This window comes from Gemmobacter serpentinus (assembly GCF_008973825.1).
Lineage (GTDB): Bacteria > Pseudomonadota > Alphaproteobacteria > Rhodobacterales > Rhodobacteraceae > Gemmobacter > Gemmobacter serpentinus.
The window spans coordinates 16,971-35,241 of record NZ_WCHR01000039.1 but is presented as its reverse complement, the minus strand read 5'-3'; the positions used below and the strand labels follow the sequence as shown (position 1 = coordinate 35,241).

The 18,271-nt window shown below is 63.0% G+C and carries 19 protein-coding genes; 18 read left to right on the top strand and 1 reads right to left on the bottom strand.

Translation table 11 applies throughout. From position 1 onward, the window contains the following. The first annotated feature begins 41 nt into the window (after positions 1-41). The 5 genes from GBJ34_RS18185 (at position 42) to GBJ34_RS18165 (ending at position 5,362) form a co-directional block, all read left to right on the top strand. Entirely contained in the window at positions 42-1,118 is a 1,077-nt protein-coding gene (locus GBJ34_RS18185) for a branched-chain amino acid ABC transporter permease (RefSeq protein WP_151720623.1), read from the top strand. Positions 1,119-1,188: 70 nt separating this feature from the next. Further along, complete coding sequence (locus tag GBJ34_RS18180) at positions 1,189-2,490, top strand: ABC transporter substrate-binding protein (RefSeq protein ID WP_151720622.1); 1,302 nt, start codon at positions 1,189-1,191, stop codon at positions 2,488-2,490. A 97-nt stretch (positions 2,491-2,587) separates the two neighbouring features. Beyond that, positions 2,588-3,439, top strand: coding sequence for an ABC transporter ATP-binding protein (locus tag GBJ34_RS18175; protein WP_151720621.1), 852 nt, complete (start codon positions 2,588-2,590; stop codon positions 3,437-3,439). 177 nt (positions 3,440-3,616) lie between these two features. After that, complete coding sequence (locus tag GBJ34_RS18170) at positions 3,617-4,828, top strand: phenylacetate--CoA ligase family protein (protein WP_151720620.1); 1,212 nt, start codon at positions 3,617-3,619, stop codon at positions 4,826-4,828. A gap of 336 nt (positions 4,829-5,164) precedes the next feature. Further along, a complete protein-coding gene (locus GBJ34_RS18165) occupies positions 5,165-5,362 on the top strand; it encodes a hypothetical protein (protein WP_151720619.1) in 198 nt (65 codons plus the stop codon). Positions 5,363-5,397: 35 nt separating this feature from the next. Here the strand turns inward: GBJ34_RS18165 and GBJ34_RS18160 are convergent, their stop codons facing one another. Next, entirely contained in the window at positions 5,398-7,323 is a 1,926-nt protein-coding gene (locus GBJ34_RS18160) for a lytic transglycosylase domain-containing protein (protein WP_226341261.1), read from the bottom strand. Positions 7,324-7,479: 156 nt separating this feature from the next. Here GBJ34_RS18160 and dapA point away from each other — a divergent pair, with 156 nt between their 5' ends. The 13 genes from dapA (at position 7,480) to rplQ (ending at position 18,047) form a co-directional block, all read left to right on the top strand. Continuing rightward, positions 7,480-8,352, top strand: coding sequence for a 4-hydroxy-tetrahydrodipicolinate synthase (dapA, locus tag GBJ34_RS18155; RefSeq protein WP_151720617.1), 873 nt, complete (start codon positions 7,480-7,482; stop codon positions 8,350-8,352). A 95-nt stretch (positions 8,353-8,447) separates the two neighbouring features. Beyond that, a complete protein-coding gene (locus GBJ34_RS18150; protein ID WP_151720616.1) occupies positions 8,448-9,311 on the top strand; it encodes a DMT family transporter in 864 nt (287 codons plus the stop codon). 73 nt (positions 9,312-9,384) lie between these two features. Further along, the gene (smpB, locus tag GBJ34_RS18145) at positions 9,385-9,864 is read left to right on the top strand and encodes an SsrA-binding protein SmpB (RefSeq protein WP_151720615.1); all 480 of its coding nucleotides are present in this window, start codon (positions 9,385-9,387) and stop codon (positions 9,862-9,864) included. 346 nt (positions 9,865-10,210) lie between these two features. Then, positions 10,211-11,071 carry a 3-mercaptopyruvate sulfurtransferase gene (sseA, locus tag GBJ34_RS18140; protein WP_151720614.1) on the top strand — a complete coding sequence of 287 codons (861 nt, stop codon included), beginning with the start codon at positions 10,211-10,213 and terminating at the stop codon, positions 11,069-11,071. Between the two features lie 4 nt (positions 11,072-11,075). Continuing rightward, positions 11,076-12,257, top strand: a complete 1,182-nt coding sequence (locus GBJ34_RS18135) for an amino acid aminotransferase (RefSeq protein ID WP_151720613.1) — start codon at positions 11,076-11,078, stop codon at positions 12,255-12,257. Between the two features lie 251 nt (positions 12,258-12,508). Beyond that, positions 12,509-12,661, top strand: coding sequence for a hypothetical protein (locus GBJ34_RS20635; RefSeq protein ID WP_192931284.1), 153 nt, complete (start codon positions 12,509-12,511; stop codon positions 12,659-12,661). Positions 12,662-12,793: 132 nt separating this feature from the next. After that, positions 12,794-13,264 (top strand): 50S ribosomal protein L15, encoded by a 471-nt coding sequence (rplO, locus tag GBJ34_RS18130; protein ID WP_151720612.1) that lies wholly within the window; start codon positions 12,794-12,796, stop codon positions 13,262-13,264. Positions 13,265-13,363: 99 nt separating this feature from the next. Continuing rightward, the gene (gene secY / locus GBJ34_RS18125) at positions 13,364-14,722 is read left to right on the top strand and encodes a preprotein translocase subunit SecY (protein WP_151720611.1); all 1,359 of its coding nucleotides are present in this window, start codon (positions 13,364-13,366) and stop codon (positions 14,720-14,722) included. Positions 14,723-14,760: 38 nt separating this feature from the next. Beyond that, positions 14,761-15,345 (top strand): adenylate kinase, encoded by a 585-nt coding sequence (locus GBJ34_RS18120; RefSeq protein WP_151720610.1) that lies wholly within the window; start codon positions 14,761-14,763, stop codon positions 15,343-15,345. A 214-nt stretch (positions 15,346-15,559) separates the two neighbouring features. Then, the gene (gene rpsM, locus GBJ34_RS18115) at positions 15,560-15,928 is read left to right on the top strand and encodes a 30S ribosomal protein S13 (RefSeq protein ID WP_151720609.1); all 369 of its coding nucleotides are present in this window, start codon (positions 15,560-15,562) and stop codon (positions 15,926-15,928) included. Between the two features lie 13 nt (positions 15,929-15,941). After that, on the top strand, positions 15,942-16,331 hold the full coding sequence (rpsK, locus tag GBJ34_RS18110; protein ID WP_151720608.1) for a 30S ribosomal protein S11: 390 nt from the start codon (positions 15,942-15,944) through the stop codon (positions 16,329-16,331). 115 nt (positions 16,332-16,446) lie between these two features. Continuing rightward, positions 16,447-17,463, top strand: a complete 1,017-nt coding sequence (locus tag GBJ34_RS18105) for a DNA-directed RNA polymerase subunit alpha (RefSeq protein WP_151720607.1) — start codon at positions 16,447-16,449, stop codon at positions 17,461-17,463. Positions 17,464-17,630: 167 nt separating this feature from the next. After that, the gene (rplQ, locus tag GBJ34_RS18100) at positions 17,631-18,047 is read left to right on the top strand and encodes a 50S ribosomal protein L17 (RefSeq protein WP_151720606.1); all 417 of its coding nucleotides are present in this window, start codon (positions 17,631-17,633) and stop codon (positions 18,045-18,047) included. Positions 18,048-18,271 lie beyond the last annotated feature (224 nt).

The window sequence follows — 18,271 nt, the reverse complement described above, 5'->3', positions numbered from 1 at the left end:
TCTGAGAAAAGAAGACAGGCAGGAAGGGGAGGGCGTGACGGATGCTGTATCGTGAGGCGGGTGATTTCAAGACCTCCTATGTGAAGGACAGCCAGACCTTCCCCATCAAGGCGGACCGGATGGCCTATTTCGCGCTGCTGGCGGTGGCCTTTCTGGTGGTGCCCTTCATCATCAATGATTACTGGGCCAATGCGGTGGCCGTGCCCTTCCTGATCTATGCGATTGCGGCAATCGGATTGAACATCCTGACCGGATATTGCGGGCAGGTCAGTCTTGGCACCGGCGGTTTCATGGCGGTGGGGGCCTATGCCTGCTACAAGCTGATGACCGGCTTTCCCGAAATGCCGATGCTGCTGAACGTGCTGCTGGCGGGCGGGATCACCGCAGGCGTCGGCGTGCTGTTCGGCCTGCCATCGCTGCGCATCAAGGGCTTCTACCTGGCGGTGGCGACGCTGGCCGCGCAGTTCTTTCTGGTCTGGCTGTTCAACAAGGTGCCGTGGTTTTACAACTATTCGGCTTCGGGCCAGATCACCGCGCCGGAACGCACGATGTTTGGCATTGCGGTGACCGGCGCCAACACGCCCGCCTGGGCCAAGTATCTGTTCTGCCTTGTGATCCTTGTGGCGCTGGCCTGGCTTGCGCGCAACCTGACGCGGGGCATGGTCGGGCGCAAATGGATGGCGATCCGCGACATGGACATCGCGGCCGAGATCATCGGGGTAAACCCGTTGACCACCAAACTGTCGGCCTTTGCCATTTCCAGCTTCTTCATCGGGGTGTCGGGCGCGCTGTTCTTTGCGGTCTATCTGGGGGCTGCCGAAGTGGGCGAGGCCTTTGGCATCAACAAGAGCTTCCTTGTGCTGTTCATGATCATCATCGGGGGCCTGGGGTCGATGTTTGGATCCTTCGCAGGGGCGGCCTTCCTCGTGCTGTTGCCGGTGCTGTTGAAGAACCTGCTGGTCGGCGGCCTTGGCTGGCCCACCGATCTGGCCGCCCATATCGAACTGATGATCGTGGGCGGTCTCATCATCACTTTCCTGATCCTGGAGCCGCATGGCCTGGCGCAATTGTGGCGGGTGGCGAAGGAGAAGCTGCGGCTCTGGCCCTTCCCGCATTAGGCGGGGCGGGCGGCGATCATCCCCGGCGCAGGGAGGCGCAGGGGCTCAATTCAAACGTGGGAGGAATAACATGAAAAAGACCTTCACCATGCTGGCGGCGGCGGCGATTGCCGCAGGCGGCGCGGCACTTTCGCCAACTGTCGCCGCGGCTGATCTGGTCGTGCCGAACCTGAGCTACCGCACCGGGCCATTTGCAGCCGGCGGTATCCCCTATGCGGATGGCTTTGCCGATTACTTCACCCTGCTGAACGAGCGTGACGGCGGCATCGGCGGCGAGAAGATCCAGGTCCCGGAATGCGAGACCGCCTATAACACCGAGAAAGGGGTGGAATGCTACGAATCGACCAAGGGGCAGGGCGCGCTGGTCTATAATCCGCTGTCGACCGGCATCACCTATCAGCTGATCCCCAAGGTCACCGCCGACAAGATCCCGCTTTATACCCCTGGTTATGGCCGCACCTCGGCGGCCAATGGCAAGGTGTTTGAATGGGTCTTCAACTATCCCGCCAATTATTGGGATGGGGCCTCGGTCGCGATCAAGCATCTGCTGGACCAGAACGGCGGCAGCCTTGAGGGCAAGAAGATTGCGCTGCTTTACCACAACTCTGCCTATGGCAAGGAGCCGATCCGCACCCTGCAGGAACTGGCGAAGAAACACGGCTTTGCCCTGACCGAGCTGCCGATCGACAGCCCCGGACAGGAACAGAAAAGCCAGTGGTTGCAGGTGCGCCGCGACAAGCCGGATTATGTGCTGTTCTGGGGCTGGGGGGTGATGAACTCGGTCGCCATTCAGGAGGCCGCGAATATCCGCTTCCCGATGGAAAACTTCATCGGCATCTGGTGGTCGGGGTCCGAGAATGACGTGAAACCGGCGGGTGCCGGGGCCAATGGCTACAAGGCGCTGACCTTCCATGGCGTGGGGCAGGATTACCCGGTTTACGGCGATCTGAAGAAATACGTCTATGACGCGGGCAAGGCGGCGGGTGCGGGCGATCAGACCGGATCGGCGGTCTATTCGCGCGGCATGTATGCGGCCATGGTCATCGCCGAGGCGATCCGCAAGGCACAGGAGCTGAGCGGGACGCCCGCGATCAATGCGAGCCAGCTTCGTGACGGGTTTGAGCAACTGTCGATCAGCGAAGAGCGCATGACCGAGCTGGGGTTGCCGCAGTTCGGACAGGCCTTTGCCGCCACCTGTGAAGACCATGGTGGGCCGGGGGCCGCGATGATCCAGCAGTGGGATGCGGGGGCCGGTAAATGGAACCTGATCACCGGCTTCATCGAGCCGGACAAGGATGTGCTGGATCCGCTGATCGCCGAAGATTCCGGTGCCTATGCCGCCGAGAACAAGATCACGGAACGCTGCAACTGATGCGACCGGAGGGGGGCTGGACCGCCCCCTGCATGACCCGCCGGAGGCCCCATGGGGCCTCTGGCATCCCGAACGCCCCTGATGCGAGGCCAGAGCCATGCTTGATGCGACCCAGACCGCCCCGAATGCCGCCGATCCGCGGCCTGGCGAGACCTTGCTGGAGGTCAACAATATCGAGGTGATCTACAATCACGTCATTCTTGTCCTGAAGGGGGTCAGCCTTGCGGTGCCCAAGGGCGGCATCACCGCATTGCTGGGGGGCAATGGCGCGGGCAAGACCACCACGCTGAAGGCCGTGTCGAACCTTTTGCATTCGGAGCGCGGCGAGGTCACCAAGGGCCAGATCCTCTATCGCGGGCAAAGCGTGCAGGCGCTGAACCCGGCCGAGCTGGTCAAGCGCGGCGTCATTCAGGTGATGGAGGGGCGGCATTGTTTTGAACACCTGACGGTGGAGGAAAACCTGCTGACCGGCGCCTATACCCGGCGCGACGGGACGGCAGCGATCAACGCCGATCTGGAGATGGTCTATACCTATTTCCCGCGCTTGAAAGAGCGGCGCAAAAGCCAGGCGGGCTATACCTCGGGCGGCGAGCAACAGATGGTTGCCATGGGCCGCGCGCTGATGTCGCGCCCGGAAATGATCCTGCTGGATGAGCCCTCGATGGGGCTGGCCCCACAGCTGGTGGAACAGATTTTCGAGATCGTGAAGGCGGTGAACGAGGGCGAGGGCGTGACCTTCCTTCTGGCCGAACAGAACACCAATGTCGCGCTGCGCTACGCCCATACCGGCTACATTCTGGAATCCGGTCGCGTGGTGATGGAGGGGGCCGCCGCCGATCTTCGCGAGAACCCGGATGTGAAGGAGTTTTATCTGGGCATGTCGGACAAGGGCCGCAAGTCCTTTCGCGATGTGCGCAGCTACCGCCGCCGCAAGCGGTGGCTGGCATGACGCAGACAAGAATATCGGGCGGCATTGCGACATGCGGCCCCGCCTGCCCAAAGGGGGACACCGGCAGGCACAGGACGGACAGGGCCCGGACGGGTATCGGAGGCAGGCATGGCGCGGGATCAGGCAATGGGGGCAGGGGGGCATTCCCTTGCATCGCATCAGGGGCAGGGGGCACCGATGTATTTTGACGCGCTGGAGACCCGATCAAGCGATCAGCGCGCCGCCGATCTGGCGCAGGCGCTGCCCGGGCTGATTGCCCATGCAAAGACCGCGCCTGCGATGGCCGCAAGCCTGCAGGGCGTCGATCCCCGGGCTATTACCAGCGTGGAATCCCTCGCGGCCTTGCCGGTGATCCGCAAGTCCGATCTGTCTGCGGCGCAGAAGGCGCATCCGCCCCTTGGTGGCTATCTGCCTGCCGGGGCGGCGTTTGAACACGTCTTTCAGTCCCCCGGCCCGATCTACGAAATCGGTCGCACCGGCACCGACTGGTGGCGTATGGGGCGGTTTTTGCACGCCTGCGGCGTCGGGCGTGGGGACATCGTGCAGAACTGCTTTGGCTATCACCTGACGCCCGCGGGCATGATCTTCGAATCCGGCGCGCGGGCCGTGGGGGCATCGGTGCTGCCCGCAGGCACCGGACAGACCGATCTGCAGGTGCGTGCCGCGGTCGATATCGGCACCACCGCCTATGCGGGCACGCCCGATTACCTGAAGATCATCCTCGACCGCGCCGACGAGATGGGCGTGCGCTTGGCGATCACCCGCGCGGCCGTGGGGGGCGGGGCACTGTTCCCCAGCCTGCGACAGGAATATGCGGATCGCGGCATCCTGACCCTGCAATGCTATGCCACCGCCGATCTGGGCAATATCGCCTATGAGAGCGCAGCGATGGAAGGCATGATTCTGGATGAGGGCGTGATCGTGGAGATCGTGCGCCCCGGCACCGGCGATCCGGTGCCGATGGGTGAGGTCGGCGAGGTGGTCGTGACCACGCTGAACCGCGACTATCCGCTGGTGCGCTTTGCCACCGGCGATCTGTCGGCGCTGATGCCGGGGCAATCGCCCTGCGGTCGGACCAATCTGCGCATCCGGGGCTGGCTGGGCCGGGCCGACCAGACGACCAAGATCAAGGGCATGTTCGTGCGCCCCGAACAGGTGGCGGAGTTTGTGGCGCGCCATGAAGAGGTTGCGCGCGCCCGCGTCATCGCCAGCCGTGAAGGCGAGATGGACGCGATGACCGTGCAGGTCGAAAGCCGCGCCACCAATCCCGCCCTCTATGAAGGATCGGTGCTGGAGGTGCTGAAACTGCGTGGCAAGATCGAGATTGTCGCCCCGGGCAGCCTGCCCAATGATGGCAAGGTGATCGAGGACCGGCGCAGCTACGGCTGACAGATGCCGCGGGGCGTTGGACTTGGGGGGAGGTCTGCGGGGCCAGGGAACCTGTCTTGGGCATGAGGCCCCGGGTTGCGGGATCGAAGACCGGCGCAGGTCTTGCATGGATGCACGGCCATGGGGATTTCTGCCGATTTTGTGAAAAAACATGGGCTTGCGTGCAATTCATGGGCGATGCGGTGCGAAGCTTTCCGTGCCGCTGCTTCATGTCTGCACGATCAGGACCTGCGCTATTCTGCGCCCGCCATGCCGCAGCGCCGCGACGATTTTTCTGGCAGGCTGCGGCATTCTGCCCCATCCTCACCCCATGCGTGAGGTTTTGGGAGGAACCGCATGAACAAATTGATCGCCTTGATTTGCGTCATCAGCTGGTCCGGTTTCTGGGCCTTCGGCTATCTCGCCCTGTCGGCGGGATCGGCGGAAACCGGGCAAATGGTCGTGGCCGTGGTTTTGGCCGCCACCGGATTTCTTACTGGCATGATTGCCTGGCTGAAACTGGCGCAGAGCCCGGATCTGCCGCTCAAGACGTGAACCTGAAGACCTGACCAGAGGGGGGGGCGGGCTTATCAGCCCTTCAATTCTTCGGTCAGCCGGATCGGGCCGGCGCTGCCCCGCAGTTTGGCCCGATAGATCACCAGCGATTCCGAGACCCGCATCACATAGGTCCGGGTCTCGGAAAGCGGGATCATCTCGACCCAATCCACCACATCGACACCTGCAGCGCGCGGATCGCCCATTTCGGTGATCCAGCGCCGCGGCCGCCCCGGCCCTGCATTGTAGCCCGAGGCCACAAGCGCGACCGATGGCCCGAACTCCTCCACCAGCTTGGCCAGATAGGCACTGCCCAATGTGGTGTTATAGGTGGGATCGGTGGTCAGGCGTGACAGCGCGAAATCCAGACCCAGCGATTTCGCCGTGCGTTCTGCGGTTTCCGGCATCAACTGCATCAATCCGCGCGCACCGACCCGGCTTTGCGCGGCAATGTCGAACTCGCTTTCGCGCCGGGCAATCGACAGCGCGAAGGCACGCGACACAGCCAGCCCCTGCGCCGGGATCAGGTCGGGCACCGGATAATAGGCTTCGGGCAGGATCAGCCCGCGTTCGGCCCCCTGTTTGGCCAGCAGCACCGCAAAATGCGGCTCGTTCAAACTCAGCGTCAGCGCGGCAAGGCTCGCCAGATCCTCGCGGCCCTGACTTTCCGCCAGATGCAGGAAAAACCGTTTCGCCTGCACCTTGTCGCCGGCCTTCAGCAGCAAAAGCGCGGCCTCCAGCACCGAAGAGCGGGCAAAGGGACGGCTGCGCCAATCTGCGGCCTGCAAGGGCGCGATCAAGGCCGGGTCAAGCTGCATTCCCAGCTTTTCGGCAGCAAGCTGACCATAATAGGCCGTTTGATAGCCTGCCGCCTGTCGATACATCACCTGTGCCTGCGGATCGCCCAAAGCCTCCAGCGCGCGGCCCTGCCAATAGAGCGCGCGCGAGGTGGAAATGGGCGTGGCAACCGCCGCGCCCAGATGCTTGAAATGGGTCAGCGCGGTTTGCGCATCGCCCAATTGCCGCAGCGCGATGAAGCCCGACAGAAATTCCAGATCGGCATAATCCGCGCCCTTGGTCAGCCCGTGGCGTGAGGCCACGCGATACGCTGTCTTCGCATCGCCATCGCGCAGCAATTGCCGCGACAGCTGCGCGCGCCGCCGCGCCCAGGCCTCGGGTTGACCCAGATTGTCGGTCTGATCCAGCATCAGGGCCGCCGCATCGCCCCAAAGATCGCGGAAGATCCGGTAATCCATCCGCGCATGGGCCAGCAGCGGATGCGCTGCCATATCGCGCGGCACGGCACCCACCAATGCATCCACACCATCCGCCCGGCTCATCAGGGCAAGGCGCGCGCGGGCCAGGGCTTGCATGTTTTCCGGCACCTGCGGCAGCAGACGGCGCGCCTCATCCGCCTTGCCATCCCACAGCATCCGGCTGAGGCGGTCTTGCGTGAGGGCGGACAGACCCGGGTAAAGCGCAAACAGCGAGGTCTGGGTCTCGACCGTCATCGGCAGTTCTACCCAGGCACGGCGCGCCTCGGCCTCGGCTTCTGCATCGCGGCCTTGGGCGCGCAATGCTTGGATCACCGCCAGCGACCCGGTGCCGGTCTGGGGCAGGGCGCTGCCGAACCAGCGCAACACACGGTCGGGGCTGGTGGATCGTGCCACCGCCACCTCGGCCTTTTCGCGCAGCAGCGCGAGGCCGGGCCAGTCGGGGCGGCGGGCCAGAAAGGTCTCATACTCCGTCAGCGTGCCCTCGCCCGCGCGCAGGCGCTGCCATTCGATGATATCGGCCCCCACGGCGGAACTTGCGCTGGCCAGGCGCTGTGCCTCGGGCCAGTTGCGCCGCCCGGCCTCGTTCAGCGCCAGCCGCAACGCAGATGCCGCCTCCGTCTGGGCGCTAGCAGGTGGGGCGGTGGGGGCGACAAGGCTCAGGGCAAGCAGGAGGGGGCGCAGCAATTTCATGTCGCGAAGGGTGCCGCAAGCACGGCGCGGGGGCAACTCACATCAGCGCCATTACCGGCTGTAACAGAGCAACTTGGCAAGGCGCGCCGCTGACGCTAAGGGGAAGCGGTCAATCGGGCGAAACTGCCCCAGCTAGCGGAGATGCGTGTCATGTTCAAAGGGTCCATGCCTGCCCTGGTCACGCCGTTCAAGAACGGCGAGCTGGATGTCGACACGCTCAAGAAACTTGTCGAATGGCAGATTGCCGAAGGCAGCCATGGTCTGGTGCCGGTGGGCACGACCGGCGAAAGCCCGACGCTGAGCCATGAGGAACATGGCCGCGTGATCGAGATCGTGGTGGAAACCGCCGCAGGCCGGGTGCCGGTGATTGCGGGGGCGGGCTCGAATGCCACCGCCGAAGGAATCGGCCTGATCCGCCATGCCGAAAAGGCCGGGGCCAATGCCGCGCTGATCGTGACGCCTTATTACAACAAGCCGACCCAGGCCGGGATGATCGCGCATTTCACCGCGCTGCATGATGCGGCCAATCTGCCGATCGTGATCTACAATATTCCTGGCCGTTCGGTGGTCGACATGTCGCCCGAGACCATGGGCGAACTTGCGAAACTGCCGCGCATCGTTGGCGTGAAGGACGCGACCGGCAAGATCGAACGCGTCAGCCAGCAGCGTGCGACCTGCGGTGCCGATTTCATCCAGCTTTCGGGTGAGGATGCGACGGCGCTTGGCTTCAACGCCCATGGCGGCGTGGGTTGCATTTCGGTCACTGCCAATGTGGCACCGCGCCTTTGCGCGGAGTTCCAGGAGGCGACGCTGCGCGGCGATTACGCCAAGGCGCTGGAATATCAGGACCGTCTGATGCCGCTGCATGAGGCCATCTTCCTGGAGCCGGGTCTGGTCGGTGCCAAATACGGCCTGTCTCTGCTGGGGCTGTGCAGCGAGGAGGTGCGCCTGCCGCTGGTCGGTCTGACCGATGGCACCAAGGCGCGCATCAAGGCGGCGATGCAACATGCGGGCCTGATCTGACATAGCCTTGCCTCTGCGCATGGCGAAGATCGGGGGCCTGTCACCGGGCCCCCTTTCACGTTTGAATGGCAGCCAATCGGCAGGGAATCCGGGCCATGAGTGACAATCTGCGCGGCTCTCTGTTCATGGTTCTGGCCATGCTGGGTTTTGCCATCGAGGATATGGCGCTGAAGCGCGTGGCCGGGGCGGGGATGCCGGTCGGCGAAATCCTGATCTTCTTTGGCGGCGGCGGGGCTTTGCTGTTCGCGGTGCTGACGCGGATGCAGGGCCAGCCGATCTGGCACCCGGCGGTGATCAGCCCGCGCATGTTGGTAAAAGCCGCCTTCGAGGTCATGGGGCGGCTGTTCTACACATTGGCCATCGCGCTGACCGCGCTGTCCAGCGCCAGCGCAATCCTGCAAGCGACGCCTCTGGTCGTGGTGGCGGGGGCTGCGCTGATCTTCGGGGAAAAGGTCGGCTGGCGGCGCTGGAGCGCGATCTTGCTCGGCCTTGCCGGGGTGCTGATCATCCTGCGCCCCGGGCTGGATGGTTTCACCCCTGCGTCGCTGCTGGCGGTGCTGGGTCTTCTGGGCTTTGCCGGCCGCGATCTGGCCACACGGGCGGCCCCCAGGGTGCTGTCGAACTTCCAGCTCGGGATTTACGGATTTCTTGCCATGGTGCCGACAGGGGCCGGGCTCTTGATCTGGCAGGGCGGGGCGGTCTGGCCCGATGCCGCAATGGCCGCACAGTTGACCGGCGCGGTGGTTGTGGGGGTTATGGCTTACTGGGCGCTGACGGTCGCAATGCGCAGCGGCGAGGTCAGCGTGGTCACCCCCTTCCGCTATACAAGGCTGGTCTTCGCGCTGATCCTGGGCGTTCTGGTCTTTGGTGAACGGCCCGATGCCGCCACGTTGATCGGATCGGCCATTGTCGTGGCGGCGGGGATCTATACCCTGCTGCGCTCGCGCCGCGCCGCATGATCGGGCGTAGGCCCGATCCGGGCCTTCCGCCGATCTGGACTTTCATCACCCGATTGCCTATCTCTGCCCGATCATGGCCCAGAAATCCGATCCCAATTCCAAGCTGATTGCCGAAAACCGCCGGGCGCGTTTCGATTACTTCATCGAAAGCGATCTTGAGGCGGGGGTGATGCTGCTTGGCTCCGAAGTGAAATCGCTGCGGCAGGGCGGGTCGAACCTGGGCGAAAGCTATGCCAGCGTCGAGGGGGGCGAGCTGTGGCTGATCAACAGCTATGTCGCCCCTTACCGCGAGGCCAAGACCTGGGGCCATGAGGAGCGGCGCAAGCGCAAGCTCCTGGTCTCCAAGCGCGAACTGTCGCGGCTGTGGAATGCCACCGCACGCGAAGGCATGACGCTGATCCCGATGCAGTGGTATTTCAACGAGCGCGGTATCGTGAAGATCAAGATCGGCGTGGCCAAGGGCAAGAAGCTGGCCGATAAGCGCGAGACCAGCGCCAATCGCGACTGGGACCGCCAGAAGCAGCGCCTGCTGAAACACGGCGCGCGCGAGTGATCCACAGGTCAGGGGCGCGCGCGCTTTTGATGCTATCGCACCGCGCCAAACGGGGCGCGGGCGTGACCTGAGGATACTTGAAAACTGATGCGTGCAGGTGGCATCCCTGCGCATTCACCTGTTCTCAAATATCCTCGGGGGGAAAGGCCGCAGGCCTTTGGGGGGCAGACAGCCCCCCGGCGCGCGATGACAGGGGCGATCGGGCATCAGGCCCGCACCCGGTCCCTTCCTGCCTTCCTCCCCGAAGGTCAGACCTTCGTCGCCCCCGCGCCGCAGGCTTGTCACTTTGCCTTGCCTGCCTTGCCCCTTGTGATAAAGCGGTTCCCGATCACAGGAGGAGCCGCCGATGACTTCCGCCCTCAAGGACGACCCGAAGACGCTTGTCTCGACCGATTGGCTTGCCGCCCATCTGCGCGATCCCGATCTGCGCATTCTGGATGCAAGCTGGTTCCTGCCCGGATCGGGGCGCGACGCCAAGGCCGAGTATCAGGCGGGGCATATCCCCGGCGCGCGCTTTTTCGACATTGATGACATCAGTGACCAGCGGTCAGAGCTGCCGCATATGGCGCCGCCGGTTGAAAAGTTCATATCGCGGATGCGGGCGATGGGTGTGGGCGACGGGCATCAGGTCGTGGTCTATGACGCCTCTGGCCTGTTTTCGGCGGCGCGGGTCTGGTGGACCTTCCGCCTGATGGGCAAGACCGACATTGCCGTGCTGGATGGCGGCCTGCCGAAATGGCGCGCCGAAGGTCGCGAGATCGAGGATATGGCCCCGACCTTGCGCGACCGCCACATCACCGTCAGCCGTCAGGCCGGGCTGGTGAAGGATGTGACGCAGGTGGCGCACGCCTCCAAGCTGGGGCTGGCGGAAATTATCGACGCGCGGCCCGGTCCGCGTTTCCGTGGCGAGGTGGCAGAGCCCCGTCCGGGTCTGCGTTCGGGGCATATTCCGGGGGCCAAGAATGTGCCCATCGCGGATGTGCTGCATTCTGATGGCACCATGAAGGATCCGGCGGCGCTGCGCGCGGTGTTCGAGGCGGCAGGGGTGGACCTTGGCAAACCCGCGATCACCTCCTGTGGCTCTGGCGTGACAGCGGCAATCCTGTCGCTGGCGCTGGAGCGGATCGGGCACCGGAACTGGGCGCTCTATGATGGCTCATGGGCCGAATGGGGCATGTATGAAGATCTGAAGGTCGCGAAAGGGTAAGGCGATGTTCGAGGCATTGAAGGCGCAACCGCAGGACAAGATCCTGCAGCTCATCCAGATGTTCAAGGATGATCCCCGGACCGACAAGGTCGATCTGGGCGTGGGCGTCTACAAGGATGCAACCGGCCTGACCCCGGTGATGCGCGCGGTGAAGGCGGCCGAGAAAAAGATCTGGGACACGCAGGACAGCAAGACCTATACGGCGCTGACCGGCGAGCCGGGCTATAACAGCGCGATGCGCCAGCTGATCCTGGATGGTGTGGTGGCGGGTGATCGCCTGTCCTCGATCGCGACACCGGGCGGCACGGGGGCTGTGCGCCTTGGTATCGATCTGGCCAAGATGGCCAATCCGGGGGCCACGGTCTGGGTGTCGAAGCCGACCTGGGGCAACCATATCTCGATCATCAAATTCGTGGGCCTGCCGGTCGCCGAATACCGCTATTTCCATGCTGCCTCGGGCGAGGTCGATTTTGCGGCGGTGCTGGAGGATCTGGCACAGGTCAAGGCAGGCGATGTGGTGCTGCTGCATGGCTGCTGCCACAATCCGACCGGCGCCAATCTGACGCCGGATCAATGGAAGCAAGTCATTGCATTGCTGCAGGCCAAATCGGCCTTCCCGATGGTCGATTTGGCCTATCAGGGCTTTGGCGATGGGTTGGATCAGGACGCCGAGGCCACGCGCCTCATCGCGACCTCGTTCCCGGAGGTGCTGATTGCGGCGTCTTGCTCCAAGAATTTCGGGGTGTATCGCGACCGTGCAGGCATCCTGATCTCGATCTCCAAGGATGCAGAACAGGCCAAGATCACCCAGGGCAACCTGAGCTATCTCAACCGTCAGACCTATTCCTTCCCGCCCGATCACGGCATCCGTGCCGTGATGACGGTGCTGGAAGATGCGGAGCTCGAGGCCGACTGGAAGACCGAGCTGGAAGAGACCCGCAATGGAATGCTGGCGCTGCGCGCCCAACTGGCGGATGCGTTGCGCAAGGAAACCAATTCCGATCGCTTTGACTTCGTCGGGCGGCACCGTGGCATGTTTTCGCTGCTGGGGCTGACCGAGGCGCAGGTGACGCGCCTGCGCGAAGAATTCGGCATCTATATGGTCAGCGATTCCCGCATCAACATCGCCGGGCTGAATGCCCGCACCGTGCCGGTTCTGGCGCGGTCGGTGGCGGCGGTTTTGTAAGATCCGATCCGAGACGGATAGGGGGCGGGGCAATGATCCCCGCCCTTTTGCATCTGGAGGGGGGGGAAATGGGGCATTTGCGCCGCGCGCTACCGCGGACGCGTCGGGTCTGCCAATGACCCTTCCGCAGTTCAGGCCACTTGATCGGGATGCTGGAGGCCACGGGCGGAAAAGGCAGGGCAGGGGGGCGGTCGACAGCCCGGCGACCGCGCCGTTAGGGCGGTGCCGTTAACTTTTAGGAGGCCTCGCATTTGCGCCCGTTCATTATGACGATCCCGATTTCGGGCCTCTTTGGTCTTTCTACCTTTCCGGCGCAGGCCTATGGTGGCGGTTGCCGCAAATCCTCGCTGCCGGGGGAATGCTGCCATATGGAACGCGCAACCGGCAGGGTGCATTGCCATTGACGCGGCCAGCTTGCCAAACTTGGCACTTCGCCCTATACGCCCCCGGTGACCTTGCTGTCACAGAATCAACAAGAAATGCCGTGTTGCCCTCATCCGTCGCTGGCGGGGGCTTTCCGGCCAAGGAGTAGCGACATGAAACTGAATGAACTTCGCGACAACGAAGGTGCAGCCCGCAAGCAGAAGCGCGTGGCGCGCGGTCCGGGCTCGGGCAAGGGTAAAACCGCTGGCCGTGGTATCAAGGGTCAGAAATCGCGTTCGGGCGTCGCCATTGGCGGCTATGAGGGCGGCCAGATGCCGCTCTATCGTCGTCTGCCGAAGCGCGGCTTCAACAAGCCGAACGCCAAGGAATACGCGGTTGTCAATCTCGGCCTGATCGAGAAATTCATCGCAGCCGGCAAGCTGGACGCCGCCGTCGAGATCACCGAGGACGCTCTGGTTGCGGCTGGCGTGACCAAAGGCAAGCATGACGGTATCCGCATTCTTGCCAAGGGCGAGATCACCTCGAAAGTCACTCTGACCGTGACCGGTGCCTCGAAATCGGCCATCGAAGCCGTCGAGAAGGCCGGTGGCAAGCTGAACGTGGCCGCGGTCGCTGCCGAATAATGTTGTGAGCGGTCGCAAGACCGCTTACATGAAGGCCAAGTTTTCCCGCGCCGCCGAACCGGAGAACGGATCGGCGGCGCTCTCATGAAAGAGCTGGGCATGGCATCTGCTGCAGAGCAAATGGCGGCGAACCTGAGCTGGGGCGCCCTTGGCAAGGCGACCGACCTTCGCCAACGCATTTTCTTCACCATCGGTCTGCTGATCGTCTACCGTCTGGGCACCTATATCCCGGTGCCGGGAATCGACGGTCTGGCGCTGCGGAACTTCATGTCGGATGTATCGGCCGGAATCGGCGGCATCCTGAACATGTTCACCGGCGGCGCGATCAGCCGGATGGGTATCTTTGCCCTCGGCATCATGCCCTATATCTCGGCCTCGATCATCGTGCAGCTTCTGTCGGCCATGTGGGCGCCGCTGGAACAGCTGAAGAAAGAGGGTGAACAGGGCAAGAAAAAGCTCAACCAATACACCCGCTACGGCACCGTGGCGCTGGCGCTGTTCCAGGCCTGGGGCATTGCCGCAAGTCTTGAGGCGGGCAATCTGGCGCATGAGCCGGGCCTGTTCTTCAAGGCAGGCGTTGTCATCACGCTGGTTGGCGGCACCATGTTCCTGATGTGGCTGGGGGAACAGATCACCGCACGCGGCATCGGTAACGGCATTTCGCTGATCATCTTTGTCGGCATCGTGGCCGAGATCCCCGCCGCCCTGGCACAGTTCTTCAGCCAGGGGCGTTCGGGCGCGATCTCGCCTGCGGTCATCATCGGGGTGATCGTGATGGTGGTCGTGGTGATTGCCTTCGTGGTGTTCATGGAACGCGCGCTGCGCAAGATCCATATCCAGTATCCCCGCCGTCAGGTCGGCATGAAGATCTATGATGGCGGTTCCAGCCATCTGCCGGTCAAGGTCAACCCGGCCGGCGTGATCCCGGCGATCTTCGCCTCGTCGCTGCTCTTGCTTCCGACGACCATCGCGGCCTTCTCGCACGCGCAATCGGGCCCGGTCATGTCGACGATCCTGGCCTATTTCGGCCCTGGTCAGCCGCTTTACCTGCTGTTCTTCACGGCGATGATCGTGTTCTTCGCTTATTTCTACACCCATAACGTCGCCTTCAAGGTCGACGAGGTGGCGGATAACCTGAAGAACCAGGGCGGTTTCGTGCCCGGCATCCGTCCCGGCAAGAAGACCGAGGATTATCTGGAATATGTCGTGAACCGTATCCTGGTGATCGGTGCCGCCTATCTGGCCTTCGTCTGCCTTCTGCCCGAGATCATCCGGCACCAGCTGGCGATCCCCTTCTACTTTGGCGGCACCTCGGTGCTGATCGTGGTCTCGGTGACGATGGACACGATCAACCAGATCCAGTCGCACCTTCTGGCCCATCAATATGAAGGGCTGATCGAAAAGTCGCAGCTGCGTGGCCGCAAGGGCCGTGGCAGCAAGGCACCCACTCGCCGCTAAGTCCGGCGCCGGCACCATCTCAGGGAGAGAGCTCGTCCATGACCAATATCATCCTTCTCGGACCCCCCGGCGCGGGCAAGGGCACGCAAGCCAAGCGTCTGGTCGATGAACGGAACATGGTCCAGCTTTCGACCGGCGACATGCTGCGCGAGGCCAAGTCCTCGGGCACCGAGATGGGCCGCCGCGTGGCCGAGGTGATGGACAAGGGCCAGCTTGTGACGGATGAGATCGTGATCGGTCTGATCGCCGAAAAGCTGGCTGGCCCCGCCGGGGGCGGCTTCATCTTCGACGGCTTTCCGCGCACCTTGGCGCAGGCCGATGCGCTCGGCGCGCTGCTGGAGCGGATGGGGCAGAGGCTGGATGCGGTGATCGAACTGGTGGTGGATGACGAGGCATTGGTGGCCCGTATTGTGCGCCGGGCCGAAGAAACCGCAGCCGCAGGCCAGCCAGTGCGCGCCGATGACAACCCGGAAGTCTTTGCCGGGCGTCTGCGCGAATATTACAAGAAGACCGCGCCGCTTCTGGGCTATTACTATGCCAAGGGTGATCTGAAACAGGTCGATGGCATGGCCGCCATGGACGATGTCGGGGCCGCAATCGCGAAAGTTCTTGACAGAACGTAAATCCTGCCCCTGCGGCCCTTGACGGGTCGTGGAAAACCCCCTAAGCCACGGCGTCCCGCAAGGGAATCGTCCGTGGCTTTCGTTTTTCCGTCAGGGGATTCGCGGCTTTGGGCGTATTCGAGCCGGGCGACCGTTAATGCACTCTCAAGGTCGCGCCGGTGTTGTGAAAAAAGGTTCTGGCATTACGGAACCGCAACAATGAAGGAACATACGTTTGGCTCGTATTGCTGGCGTTAACATCCCGACCGGGAAACGCGTCCCCATCTCTCTGCAATATATCCATGGCATCGGTGCCCATTTCGCAGAGCAAATCTGTGAATCGCTGAACATCGACCGCGCACGCCGCGTCAACCAGCTCACGGATGCCGAAGTTCTGGCGATCCGCGAATATATCGACGCGAACTTCACCGTCGAAGGCGACCTGCGTCGCGAAGTGTCGATGAACATCAAGCGTCTGATGGATCTCGGCTGCTACCGTGGCCTGCGTCACCGTCGCAACCTCCCGGTTCGCGGTCAGCGCACCCATACCAACGCTCGCACCCGCAAAGGCCCCGCAAAGGCCATTGCCGGCAAGAAGAAATAAGGGGCGCTGAGATATGGCACGCGATAAAACCCGCATGAAGCGCAAGGAACGCAAGAACATCGCCGCTGGCGTGGTTCATGTGAACTCCTCGTTCAACAACACCAAGATCCTGATCTCCGACGTTCAGGGCAACGCCATCTCCTGGTCGTCCTCGGGCACCATGGGCTTCAAGGGCTCGCGCAAGTCGACCCCCTACGCCGCTCAGATGGCTGCCGAAGACGCCGCCAAAAAGGCTCAGGAACATGGCATGAAGACCGTTGAGGTCGAAGTGCAGGGTCCGGGTTCGGGCCGTGAATCGGCGCTGCGCGCGCTGGCTGCGGTTGGTCTGACTATCACCTCGATCCGCGACGTGACGCCGCTGGCCCATAACGGCTGCCGTCCGCCCAAGCGTCGCCGCGTCTGACGCATATTTTTCGATGGGGCCGCGCTGTATCCGGCGCGGCCCTTTCACGCATTTCTGAACCTCGGGCGTTTTCTGCTTAGGGACATGGGTAGAGAACAAGTATGGAGGCGAAAGCATGATCCACAAGAATTGGGCAGAGCTGATCAAACCGACTCAGCTGGTCGTGAAGGCCGGGCCGGATGCTTCGCGCACCGCGACCGTCGTCGCGGAACCGCTGGAGCGTGGCTTCGGCCTGACGCTCGGCAACGCGCTGCGCCGCGTGCTGATGTCGTCGCTGCAAGGCGGGGCCATCACCTCGGTGCAGATCGACAACGTGCTGCACGAGTTCTCCTCTGTTGCGGGCGTCCGTGAGGATGTCACCGACATCGTGCTGAACCTCAAGGGCGTGTCGCTGAAGATGGAAGTCGAGGGGCCGAAGCGCCTGTCGATCTCGGCCAAAGGGCCGGGCGTCGTGACCGCCGGCGACATTTCGGAATCGAATGGCATCGAGATCTTGAACAAGGATCATGTGATCTGCCACCTTGATGACGGTGCCGATGTCTACATGGAACTGACGGTGAATACCGGCAAGGGCTATGTGGCCGCAGACAAGAACAAGCCGGAAGATGCCCCGATTGGCCTGATCGCCATCGACGCCATCTTCTCGCCGGTCAAGAAAGTGTCCTATGAAGTCACCCCGACCCGCGAAGGTCAGGTGCTGGACTATGACAAGCTGACCATGAAGATCGAAACCAACGGCGCGCTGACGCCCGAGGATGCCGTGGCCTATGCCGCGCGCATCCTGCAGGACCAGCTGGCCGTGTTCGTCAACTTCGACGAGCCGGAATCGGCCTCCAAGCAGGAACTGGACACCGGCCTCGAGTTCAACCCGCTTCTCCTGAAGAAAGTGGACGAGCTGGAACTTTCGGTCCGTTCGGCAAACTGCCTGAAGAACGACAACATCGTCTATATCGGCGATCTGATCCAGAAGACCGAAGCCGAGATGCTGCGCACCCCGAACTTCGGCCGCAAGTCGCTGAACGAGATCAAGGAAGTGCTGTCGGCCATGGGCCTGCACCTCGGCATGGATGTCGAGGACTGGCCGCCGGAGAACATCGAAGATCTGGCCAAGCGTTTCGAAGACCAGTTCTAAGAATGTCGGGGGGCCTTACCGCCCCCCGTGCAATGCCCGCGTTGGCGGGGAATGAAGGGAAGAGAACGATCCGGGGGATCGTTGTCGACCTGAATGGGCAATACCGCCCCAACGAAGTGGCCCCTACGCAGGGTCGCAAGACAAAGCAAAACACTTAGGAGATCATCATGCGTCACGCTCGCGGCTACCGTCGCCTGAACCGCACCCACGAACACCGCAAGGCCCTGTTTGCCAATATGGCAGGCAGCCTGATCGAGCACGAGCAGATCAAGACCACCCTTCCGAAAGCGAAGGAACTGCGTCCGATCGTCGAAAAGCTGATCACGCTGGCCAAGCGCGGTGACCTGCACACCCGTCGTCAGGCTTCGGCCCAACTGAACGACGAAAAGCATGTTGCACGTCTGTTCGAGATCCTCGGCCCGCGCTATGCGAACCGTCAGGGCGGCTATATCCGCATCCTGAAAGCCGGTTTCCGCTATGGCGACATGGCGCCGATGGCGATCATCGAATTCGTGGATCGTGATCCTTCCGCCAAAGGCGCCGCTGACCGCGCCCGTCTGGAAGCGGAGTTCGCCGAGGAATAATTCCTCCTGGCTGACCGATTGTCGAAAGGCCCGCCCTTGTGCGGGCCTTTTGCATTCTGCGAACATTCTGCACCCAAGATCCGGTGGTTTTGCCCGGCCGCGTTCGCCGCCATCCTGTAGTTTGGGGGCCGTTCGCCCCTTCATATCTGCGCCAGATCTCGCCCGGTCTGACACTGATCCGTTGCATCAAGCCCGATGCGATTCCATATCCTTGGGCGTGGTGG